This window comes from Streptomyces yokosukanensis (assembly GCF_001514035.1).
GTDB classification, from domain to species: Bacteria; Actinomycetota; Actinomycetes; order Streptomycetales; family Streptomycetaceae; genus Streptomyces; species Streptomyces yokosukanensis.
On sequence record NZ_KQ948234.1, the window covers coordinates 51,370 to 61,044 of the forward strand.

Sequence of the window (9,675 nt, forward strand, 5' to 3'; positions counted from 1 at the left end):
GCCAACGAACGGGCATCGGTCACGCCGGCGCCGGGCAGGTGGGCGGACGAGCGGTGATGCTGGTCCCGCACCGCACGTCAGGCGTGAAGGAGAGCACACTCCCGCCGGACTACCAGCGCATTCTCGCCGCCGTGCGGCAGGCCGCCGGACCGGTCATGGCCCGGCAGGTCGGTGACACGCTGGGAATCGATGTCAGTGTGCGGGCCAGGCTGGAACCGCTGCGCGGGAGACTGGTCAGACTCGTCGATCGCGCCTGGCTGCGGACACTACCCGACGGCCGGTTTACCACCTGCCTGTGACCAGGGACGCCAGCGCCCGGAGTGGTGGGGTGCGGGCGTAACCGGGGGTGCCCCCGGCGGCCGTTGGAACTGTGTGACGAGATCCAAAGAACGCGCCGAGGACACCTGCCCGCTTGATTACCAGTGCCGTCTGCCGCTGTCCACGAGCACCGTCAAGTACCTCGCCGATCTACTGCGACGCCGCCTGAAGGCGATTCGGTCCAGGTGGCGGATCCTGCCGCCCGGGAGGATCACGGTGATCGTCTTGGCCGTGCTGCGCCAGGACCAGCGCCTGGCCGACATGGCCGGCGGCAACAATGGGTCCGAGTCCACCGTCCGCCGCTGGCGCGACGATCTCTTTCATCAGTCATCAAGACCATCTTCATTCGATGCCACACTGAAACATCAACTTCCCAGCCCACCAGGACCTCTCAAGTGACAGTCAGTGAAAACCCTTGAACAACCAACAAACCCGCCGAGTAGGCCACGACAAAGACTTCGCATGTTCGCAGGTGGGCAAGGGTGCGCTCCGCGCACGCGGGCATGCGCCTCTCTCACCGACTCCAACTCGGTATGGAGCGCTCCGCGCCTGCGGAGATGGAGGTTGACGGCGCTCCGTGCAGCGAAATGTGCCCGTGAGCCAGCCCCAACGAGATCAGATAGGCCCCTTACGGGGATTACATACAAATATCCTGCACTTTCGCATCGCCCGACAAGATCATCTCTCGCTGTATGTCACGTTACAGCTTCAAACTCACAGTTCAGCGGCCTTGTGAGTGGCAGTCAAATGAGAAGAACCTTGGACAACTAGGCGAGAGGTAACACCACTGTCCCGACCTGGATCGGCCCCGGCGGTGCGACGGTGGCACCCATCTGCCGGTTCATCTCTCGCAAGGTCTCCGGGGTGGTGGCGGTGATCCGGGGAGCGGGGTGAGGGGTCCGTCGGGGTGTGATGCTCGGCTCTGTCGGAGACGGGCGGGCGGCGGCTTCATGTCCGTGCCTGACCGGACGTGGAGATCAGGGACGCAGGATCAGCCGGATCGGGGCGCCTTCTTTGGTATGCAGGCGCCTGACGGCCTTGCCCGCGTCGGCGAGTGGCAGTACGTCGGTGATGGAGCGTGAGAAGTCCAGTCGGCCTCCATCGGCCAGGGCGATCAGCTGTGGAACGGCGTCCTCGGCAGAGCCGTAGTGGCCGAGGATCTGGTGTTGCAGATAGCTGAACCGGGTTCCGTCGGTGACAGTCAGCGGTTTGTCGGTGAGCCCGACCAGGACCAGGCGTCCCTTGGGCGCCAGGGCGGTCAGAGCCTGCTCGCGGACAGCGGGGACACCGGCGAAGTCGAAGGCGACCTCCAGCGCCCGATGGCCGGTGGCGGCGAGGATCTGCTCGCGCAGCTGGGGGCCGGCCGGGTCCAGGGCCAGGTCTGCGCCGAAGTCCAGGGCGCGCTGCCGAGCGGCCGGGGCGGGGTCGACAGCGATGATCGGGTAGGCCCCGACGGCTCGCAGCAGCTGGACGGCATGGACGCCCAGCCCGCCGATGCCCCACACGCCCACGGCCTGCGCCGGCCGGACCCTGGCGGTGGTGGTGATGGCGCCCCAGGGGGTGGAGACCGCGTCCGGGATGATCGCCGCCTGTTCGAACGGTATCGAGTCAGGCAACTCGAACAGAGTGTCCGCACTGGCCAGCGCATACTCGGCCCAGCCGCCGTCGTAGTCGACTCCGCGGGTCAGGACCCGTCCGTCACGGATGTCGCCGGCCTGCAACACGACCCGCTGCCCGGTCGACCAGCCGGTCGTCTCCGGTCCGGTCTCGGCGATCGTGCCGGCGACCTCGTGCCCGAGGGTGACGGCCTCCCCTCGAAGATGGGCAGGCGTGAGGGTGCCGTCTATGAGGTGGACGTCGGACAGGCAGACGCCCGCGGCCCCGACTTTGACCAGTACCTGACGGGGACCTGGAACGGGCCTGGGCACGTCTTCGATCGTCAGGGTGCGCGAGGGGATGTGCAGCCGCGCGGCGCGCATGAGCTCCATGTCGGGGTACTTCCGTTCTGGTCGGTGACCGTCAGCTATCGCAAGTCGACTTGCTTTCGAAAGTACGCCTTGCCCCGCCATATCGCAAGGATGCTTGCGATATGCTGATGTGTCATGACGGGCAAGAAGGAGGCGCCACCACTCAGGCGCCGCGGCGAACGCATGCGGCAAGCGGTCCTGGCCGCCACCGTCGACCTGCTTGCCACCGAAGGTCTGGCCGCGACCACGGTGGCTGCCGTCGCGCGCGCGGCCGGGGTCCACGAGACCTCCCTCTACCGGCGCTGGAAGACTCGCGAGAATCTCGTCTTCGACGCGCTGGCCACCCATTCCGACCACGCCCTGCCGACGCCCGACACGGGCCATGTGTCCACGGACCTGACCGCGCTGTTCACGGCACTGGCCCGATACCTCGCGACACCCGAGGGTGCCGCGTTGCTACACCTCGGCACGGTGCGTGGCGAGGACGACCTGGAAGAGGGGCGGCGCTCCTACTGGAGCGCCCGTCTCGGGCGCGCGGAGGCCCTCGTCCGACGAGGCGTCGAGCGAGGAGAACTGACAGCCGACACCGACCCGCACCTGTTGGTGGAAGCCGTCGCGGGCCCCCTGCTGGCACGTGTCCTGCTCACCGGCGAGCCGCTGGAGGAGGCTGTGGTCCCGCGCCTGGTCGACCTGGTCCTGGACGGTGCGCGCGCTCGCCGTCCGGACCAGCGCTAGGGCCTCCCTTTCGGCCGGTTCCACGCCCTGAGCGCCTTCAATGACGGCTTCGCCCGTCGCCAGGAGAATCCGGGATCGCCTGCATGCGCGAAGTGTGCGCGGGGCCGGGGCCGGGGCTGCGACTGCCCCGTGTATGGGGCGCCCGTGTGTCAGGTGCCGCACCTCCCCTGTCCTCCACCCGTCATCACTTCGCACATCGCCTGATAATGGGCATGAAAGTACGGGATGGCTCCAACCCCAGCGAGGAGCGAGATGAACGCCTCCGGCGGTCGGGGCGGCGGCGGATCGTTGCCGTTCAGCGGCGTGGCAGCCGCCGTGGTCGATGGAGACGGGGTCGTGCTGCAGTGGTCGCATGCAGCCACGGAGTTGCTCGACCGTACGGCGCCAGAAGTGTGCGGACAGCCTGTCGCCCAGCTGGTCGAAGCAGTTCACCAGAGCCCGGGTGCGCCCGGCGAGAAACGGGCTCCCGCGGCCGGACAGGCCGTGTTGCGGCACCGCTCCGGTCGCCTGGTCGAGGTCGCCTACCACGCGCTGCGGCTCGACGGCTCCAGCGACGTCCTGGTCCTGGCGGCGCCCATCCAGTCCGCGAGCGACTGGGGACTCGGCGCGGCCTTCATGCGCGCACTGCTCGCCCAGGACTGGGCCGGGATCACCGTTCACGACACCGACCTGAGCATCGTACGGACCAACCGTGCAGCGGGCACGTCCTCCGGGGCGGGCGCGGCGGTCGGCGGCCGGCTGCGCGACATCGTCACCCCCGAGGACGCCGATGGTGCCGAGGCCGCGCTGCGCCGGGTACTGGACACCGGCGAGCCACTGATCGACCGAGAGCAGCGGGCGCGATCACAGCGCGTGCCCGGCCGGGAATGCGCAGTGTCCCTTTCCGCATTCCGGCTGGAAGACGAAGAGGGCCGCCCCTCAGGTGTCGTCGCGGTCTTCACCGACAGCGCCGAACGCGAGCGCCGCCGTGACCTGCGCCACGAGGCGTCGGTCCGGATCGGCAGTTCCCTCGACGTCCTGCGCACAGCCCAGGACCTGGTGGACGTTCTCGTCCCGGCTTTCGGAGACCTGGCCTGGGCAAGCCTTGCCGACCCCGTCCTCGAAGGTGACGAGCCCCCGAAGCTGGCCGGCGCGGGATCGTGGCACATGCGCAGGGTTGCCGCAGCCTCGGTGGGCCCCTGGCCCGCTGGATTTGGGCCGCCGGGCATTGCGGATCCGCCGATGCCGGACCTGCCCGTCCTACGCAGAGTCCAGCGCGGTGAGACCGTGCTCGTGTCCGACCGGGCAAGCGCACTCGCCATGGCCGAGGACCACCCGGGAATCATCCCGCTCCTCATCCCCGAGAACGGGCACTCGGCCGTCTCCGCGCCCCTGTTCGCCCGCGGCCTCGTGCTCGGCGCGGTCGCGGTCTGGCGCACCGAACGCCCGGAGGCATTCGACCAGACGGACGCGGACCTTCTCTCGGAGATCGCCTCCCGCGCTGCGCTGAGCGTGGACAACGCCCGCCGCTACACCCGCGAGCACCGCGCGGCCGTGGCCCTGCAGCAACGCCTGCTCCCCCGCGCCACCACGGATGATCCCGCCGCTGAGACCGCGGGCCTTTACCGGCCGGCCAGCGGCGGGGCGGACATCGGCGGAGACTGGTTCGACGTCATCCCCCTGCCTTCTCTGCGGGTCGCCTTCGTCATCGGCGACGTGGTCGGCCACGGGCTGCACGCCACCGCCACCATGGGCCGACTCCGTACCGCCGTCCAGACCCTCGCCGAACTGGAGATGGAGCCCGACGAACTCCTCACCCACGTCGACGACCTCGTGCAGCAACTCGCCGGCGAGGCACCCCACGGGCACCAGGAGGCGGTAGGCGCCACGTGCCTGTACGCCGTCTACGACCCGGTCACCTGTCACTGCGCCCTCGCAAGCGCCGGGCACCTGCCGCCTGTCGTGGCCCGGCCCGACGAGGCCGCCCACGTCGTCGAGGTCTCCCCCGGACCTCCCCTCGGAGTCGGGGGTATGCCGTTCGAGGTCACGGAGATCGATCTGCCCCCGGGCAGCGTTCTCGCTCTGTACACCAACGGATTGGTCACACCTGACCACCACGACCTCGGCGCCGGCATCCGGCACCTGACGGAGAACCTCGGTGCGCTGTACCGCTCCGACCGGCCCCTGGACGACATCGGCCGCGCTCTCCTCGCCACCACCGGCAACACCCCGCCCCGCGACGACATCGCCCTGCTCCTCGCTCGCACCCGCGCAGTTCCGACGGACAACATCGCCAGCTGGGAATTCCCCACCGACCCCGCGATCGTGGCCGACGCCCGCGAAGCGGCCACCCGCCAGCTCGCCGCATGGGAGCTGGAGGACGTCGCGTTCACCACAGAACTCATGGTCAGCGAACTGGTCACCAACGCCATCCGCTACAGCCGCGGCCCGGTCGGACTACGACTGATCCGCGACAAGACACTCGTCTGCGAAGTGTCCGATCCAAGCAACACCCAACCCCGTCTGCGCCGGGCCCGTACCACCGACGAGGGCGGCCGCGGCCTGTTCCTCGTGGCCCAGCTCGCCGCGCGCTGGGGCTGCCGCTACAGCCGCTCCGGAAAGACCATCTGGGCCGAACAGCCCCTCACCACGACCACCACACCCGCCAGGCTCTCGAACGCGGAACTGTGACGCCCTTCGCGAGCGGGGGGGAGTTGGACATACGTCCTGGGACATCGCCGGAACTCATGACTCGCGCTGGGATTCAGCAGCAGCTCGTGCCGGAGCAGGGCGAGTGCTGGGTTGGCCGCCGCCGACCACGGTTTCGGAAATGCCCAGCGACATCAACGGCAGCCTGGGCACTCTGAGGTGCGCAGTACGATCACGCGCCTTTCAGCGGGCGGGCGAACCCGCCGTCCGTGTCGGCCTTCGTCGCGCACCAACCGGCCACGGAGGCGCTTGGGTCCTCGGTTGCCGACCAACTCAACCGGGTGAACCATGGAACAAGGTATGGGTTTTCACCCCTCGAGCAATGAGGAGAGGGTTATCGCCTGGGCTTTCATGTGCGACATGTGGAGGACTCATGTACTCGACTCGATTCCGTGCCCGTTCCGCCGCCGTTTGCGTCGCCACCCTGTGCGTCATGGGTGCCACGTCGCTCCCGGCTCTCGCATCCTCGTCGCCCTCACCGTCGGCGGTCTCCGCCCTGGACAGGCAGCTCCTGACCGCAGCCCACCAAGGCAACCTCTGGGAGATTGCGACCAGTCAGCAAGCTCAGAGCGCCGCAACCACCACATGCGTCAAACGGGTCGGCGCCGACTTCATCAACGACCACCGCGCCCTCGATGTCGGTGTCGTGAAGACCGCCGCAAAACTCGGCGCGGCACTGCCGTCCGGGCAAACGGACGCGCAGCTGGGGCAAACCGCCGCCCTCAAGTCCCTCGCCGGTACGCCGGCGTACGATGCCGCGTGGCTGAAGGCCCAGTACCCCGCCCACGTGCAGACCCTCGCGCTCATCGACAAGGAGATCGCCTCGGGCACCAACCCGCTCGTGAAGACCCTGGCCAGGAGTGCGCGCCCGGTGGTGGCACGCCACACCCAGATGGTCGACCACGGCGTATGCCACGCGTAGACGTCCGCCGAGCCACGGGCGTAATCCCGGCCCACTGATGTGCGCCTTCGGGAGCACGTCGGCCGGGCCGCGCTCGTGTCTCGAGCACAGTCATATGCATGGTCTCAGCGTCGCCGGACTACCCACCATGCAGGTCACCCTCGAACTCGCCCTCGCCTTCCACCACGCCGTCCACAACACCCACCACCTGAACGGCGCGATCGACCGACTGCGCGCCCTCACCCGCAACGGCGGCCGTCCCCAGCGGGGCCTCATCCGCTGAGCGTTCGTTGCTGAGACCACCGGTGACCTTCGTCCGATCGCCCTCTGCACGGCCGTAGGCGCCCGTTTCCCGGGCGGGTTCGGCGGACAATGGAGTCGTGTCACGAGGGCTGGGGTGAGTGCAGCGGGCCGTGCCGGCGTACGTTCGCAGCGAGTCCGAGGGGCGCAGCACCATCGACGGCAGCCCGCTGGCCGTCTCCGTCACCGGGCTCGCACGCGTCGTCCGGGCTCCAGCCGCGGTCGGCGACCATCTGGTCCAGGCGGGCACGAGGGCTCAGGCCTGTGCCACAGCGGCACGCACGCAGGCGCGGCGGCAAGGAGTCGTTCTCAGTCATGGCGGGAGTGCCGACGGTCCCTGGGCGCGAGCAACAGGAGACACCCCGTCCGGGCTGGCGATGCCTCCTGATGTGGTCCCGTTGTGGCCGGCACGGCATTCCACGCCATCAGCACCCGGGGGGACAAGGTGGCCCTCACCGCAGTTGCGTGAAGGCCAGAACCGCGACGTCCGAGGGCTGTTGGCACTCTTTGGGCACTGCGGGTACGGCCGGTGCTCCTGCTTCAGGGCCGGTAGACGCACTCCGCCAGCGTCGCGTGCTTCTTCCAGCCCAGCGTCTCGTACAGCGCGCGCCCGGCGTCGGTCGCGCCGAGAACCCCGAGAACCGCGCCCGCCTCCAGAGCGTGGTCGGCAAGCGCACGCATCACGAAGTCGCCCAGCCCGCGCCGCCGATGGGCCGCCTCGGTCATTACCCGGTCCACCACCACGGCCTCCCCGAGGGATGCCATCTGCCCCTGGGACAGCCACGACTCGATCTCCTCCGGCTCCGCGGGCATCTTCATCCAAGTCCGCGGCACGCACACCGAGGCCGCGGCGCAGCGGACCAACAACTCCTCGGCCTCGGACAGGACACGGCGCCCCACTTCGTCGACGTTGCCGGCCACCTCGACATAGAACCCCCAGGGCTACTCGACAGGCGGAGGCGTCCGCCGGAACACGGCCCAGCCCACCACCCAAGTCCTGACCACGTCCGCAACCATCAAGCCCTCCCGAAGCTGTGGCTGCACCAACGGCCAGGTAATAGACAATGGCTAGGGTCACACATTACGTCGCCGTGTAGTCTGCGGCATCTGTTTTGCCCGGGTGCACATCCTGAAGGACGGGAGTTGTCAGTCGGTGTTGTTCCCGTATCCGATGGATCGGGGTGAGGTGTGGGGCAGCGCAGGCAGCGGTATCCGGGGCGTAGGCGGCTGGATGACCGGCGGGTGGTCAACGGGATCCTGTTCGTGCTGTACACGGGTATCCCGTGGTGTGGCAGGCGTTGCACGACCTGCTGCTGGCCGAGTTGCGGGCGGTCGGCCTGCTGGACTTCTCCCGGGCCGCGGTCGACGGCTCGCACCTGCGGGCGATGAAGGCGGCGCGAAGACGGGTCCGTCCCCGGTGGACCGGGGACGGACGGGCAGCAAGCACCACGTGATCGTGGAGGCGCACGGCATCCCGCTCGCCGCCGCGCCGACCGGCGGAAACCGCCACGACGTCACCCAGCTCATGGCCCTGATCCACGCTGTACCCCCGGGCGACCTAGTGTCTCCGGTCATCCCGTACGCGGGCCGCCCGAGGCGATCAGCTGAAGAACGGGTCGTCCACGACGTGGACCCAGCCGCCGTCCGGCTGGCGTCGAAGGATCTCCGTGGTGGTGGAGACCGTCGGCTGAGGTCCGACCCCGGTGAGGGTGGCGGTGTTCGACACCAGGGCGATGTCGTCCACCTCCCGGATGTCACGTAGTTCGAGCTTGAGACGGGCACCGCTGTCGATCAACTGCCGCAGTGCCTCGCGAATGGCGGCCGCGCCCACCACATGGGTTTCGGGAGTGGGGACGAAGTGGGCGTTCGGCTCGTAAAGCGATACCAGGCCCTCGATGTCCCCGGCCTCCAGGTACTCCATGAACAATGTTCCCACCTGCTGAGGCGTCTGCGCGCGGCGCCGGGCGGTGACGCCGACGGGGTTGTCTCCCCAGCCCGCCGCGGCGAGCAGGTCGTACCAGCCGGGCTGGGCGCCGTAGGGCAGATGGTGGCTCAGCAGTTGGCCCGGGAAGGTCGTCGGGGGCGCCTTGTGGGGCTTGCCTTCGGCCTGGGTGACGATGGCGTCGCTGAGCGCGTAGCCCAGATCCAGCCGCGGGAGCAGAGCGTGCACCTCGTCGGCGAGGCCGGTCGGAAGGCTCTCACGCTGGACTCCGATGATGTCGGTGCCAATGCCCGCCTGGGCCAGCGCCACTTCCGTGTCTTTCCGCGAGGCGATGCCTTCCGAGGTGTGCAGGGCGATGGCGTCCCAGACGATGGCGATACGGCGTTCCTCGACACCGCGCTCGCGGAGGAATGCCGCCGCGGTGTCGGCGCCGTCGACTTCGAATCGCTGGTCGCCGTTGCCCTCCTCGCTCAGCCCGATGTCGTGCAGGACACAGCCCAGGAACAGCAGCTCGTCGTCGTAGTCGGTACCGGCCACCAGGCCCCGGTTCTGGGCATGGGCGCGGGCGAAGACATAGCTGCGGACGCTGTGATGGAGGACGAAGGCGGGTGTGGCCTGGGCGACATGGGCGTACGCGTCGCGGTTCAGGCTCGTGTCGGGGAGGTCGAGCTGTTCGAAGACGGAGAGGGGTGCGTCAGTGGTCATGATGTGTCTCTTTCGTCGTATGCCCCGGTGCGGGGCAGGTCGGTGCGGTCCCGCCGGGCGGCGCGCTCATGCGGGGTGAGGCTGTTTCGGCGGGCCGGTTGCTCCGTGGTCATCGACGG

General features: G+C 69.0%; 8 protein-coding genes and 2 pseudogenes. 7 read left to right on the forward strand and 3 right to left on the reverse strand.

Annotated features, from left to right (window positions below; translation table 11 throughout):
• Both AQI95_RS41090 and AQI95_RS48550 read left to right on the forward strand, forming a co-directional pair.
• A pseudogene (locus AQI95_RS41090) lies at positions 1–299 on the forward strand (hypothetical protein); the annotation flags it as partial.
• A gap of 73 nt (positions 300–372) precedes the next feature.
• Complete coding sequence (locus AQI95_RS48550; protein WP_079071904.1) at positions 373–717, forward strand: hypothetical protein; 345 nt, start codon at positions 373–375, stop codon at positions 715–717.
• A 578-nt stretch (positions 718–1,295) separates the two neighbouring features.
• Here AQI95_RS48550 and AQI95_RS41100 read toward each other — a convergent pair.
• On the reverse strand, positions 1,296–2,306 hold the full coding sequence (locus tag AQI95_RS41100; protein WP_067136183.1) for a zinc-binding dehydrogenase: 1,011 nt from the start codon (positions 2,304–2,306) through the stop codon (positions 1,296–1,298).
• Positions 2,307–2,420: 114 nt separating this feature from the next.
• On the opposite strand from AQI95_RS41100, the gene AQI95_RS41105 reads away from it, so the two are divergent.
• The 4 genes from AQI95_RS41105 (at position 2,421) to AQI95_RS47670 (ending at position 6,892) form a co-directional block, all read left to right on the forward strand.
• Positions 2,421–3,020, forward strand: coding sequence for a TetR-like C-terminal domain-containing protein (locus AQI95_RS41105; protein ID WP_107121900.1), 600 nt, complete (start codon positions 2,421–2,423; stop codon positions 3,018–3,020).
• A 252-nt stretch (positions 3,021–3,272) separates the two neighbouring features.
• Positions 3,273–5,690 carry an ATP-binding SpoIIE family protein phosphatase gene (locus AQI95_RS41110; RefSeq protein WP_079071905.1) on the forward strand — a complete coding sequence of 806 codons (2,418 nt, stop codon included), beginning with the start codon at positions 3,273–3,275 and terminating at the stop codon, positions 5,688–5,690.
• Between the two features lie 451 nt (positions 5,691–6,141).
• Complete coding sequence (locus AQI95_RS47665; protein WP_159056684.1) at positions 6,142–6,630, forward strand: DUF4142 domain-containing protein; 489 nt, start codon at positions 6,142–6,144, stop codon at positions 6,628–6,630.
• 94 nt (positions 6,631–6,724) lie between these two features.
• Complete coding sequence (locus tag AQI95_RS47670) at positions 6,725–6,892, forward strand: hypothetical protein (protein WP_159056685.1); 168 nt, start codon at positions 6,725–6,727, stop codon at positions 6,890–6,892.
• Positions 6,893–7,449: 557 nt separating this feature from the next.
• Here the strand turns inward: AQI95_RS47670 and AQI95_RS41120 are convergent.
• Positions 7,450–7,830: a GNAT family N-acetyltransferase gene (locus AQI95_RS41120; RefSeq protein ID WP_244189049.1), complete on the reverse strand. Its 381-nt coding sequence runs from the start codon at positions 7,828–7,830 to the stop codon at positions 7,450–7,452.
• Between the two features lie 273 nt (positions 7,831–8,103).
• On the opposite strand from AQI95_RS41120, the pseudogene AQI95_RS49525 reads away from it, so the two are divergent.
• Positions 8,104–8,518: pseudogene (locus AQI95_RS49525) on the forward strand (transposase); the annotation flags it as partial.
• Here AQI95_RS49525 and AQI95_RS41130 read toward each other — a convergent pair.
• Positions 8,510–9,556, reverse strand: a complete 1,047-nt coding sequence (locus tag AQI95_RS41130) for a nuclear transport factor 2 family protein (RefSeq protein WP_067136190.1) — start codon at positions 9,554–9,556, stop codon at positions 8,510–8,512. The pseudogene AQI95_RS49525 and the gene AQI95_RS41130 overlap by 9 nt on opposite strands.
• Between the last annotated feature and the right edge of the window lie 119 nt (positions 9,557–9,675).

Coding starts and splice junctions, on each gene's coding strand:
- AQI95_RS41100 (WP_067136183.1), bottom strand. CDS start 2,306: ATGGAGCTCATGCGCGCCGCGCGGCTGCACATCCCCTCGCGCACCCTG.
- AQI95_RS41110 (WP_079071905.1), top strand. CDS start 3,273: ATGAACGCCTCCGGCGGTCGGGGCGGCGGCGGATCGTTGCCGTTCAGC.
- AQI95_RS47670 (WP_159056685.1), top strand. CDS start 6,725: ATGCATGGTCTCAGCGTCGCCGGACTACCCACCATGCAGGTCACCCTC.
- AQI95_RS47665 (WP_159056684.1), top strand. CDS start 6,142: ATGGGTGCCACGTCGCTCCCGGCTCTCGCATCCTCGTCGCCCTCACCG.
- AQI95_RS41105 (WP_107121900.1), top strand. CDS start 2,421: ATGACGGGCAAGAAGGAGGCGCCACCACTCAGGCGCCGCGGCGAACGC.
- AQI95_RS41130 (WP_067136190.1), bottom strand. CDS start 9,556: ATGACCACTGACGCACCCCTCTCCGTCTTCGAACAGCTCGACCTCCCC.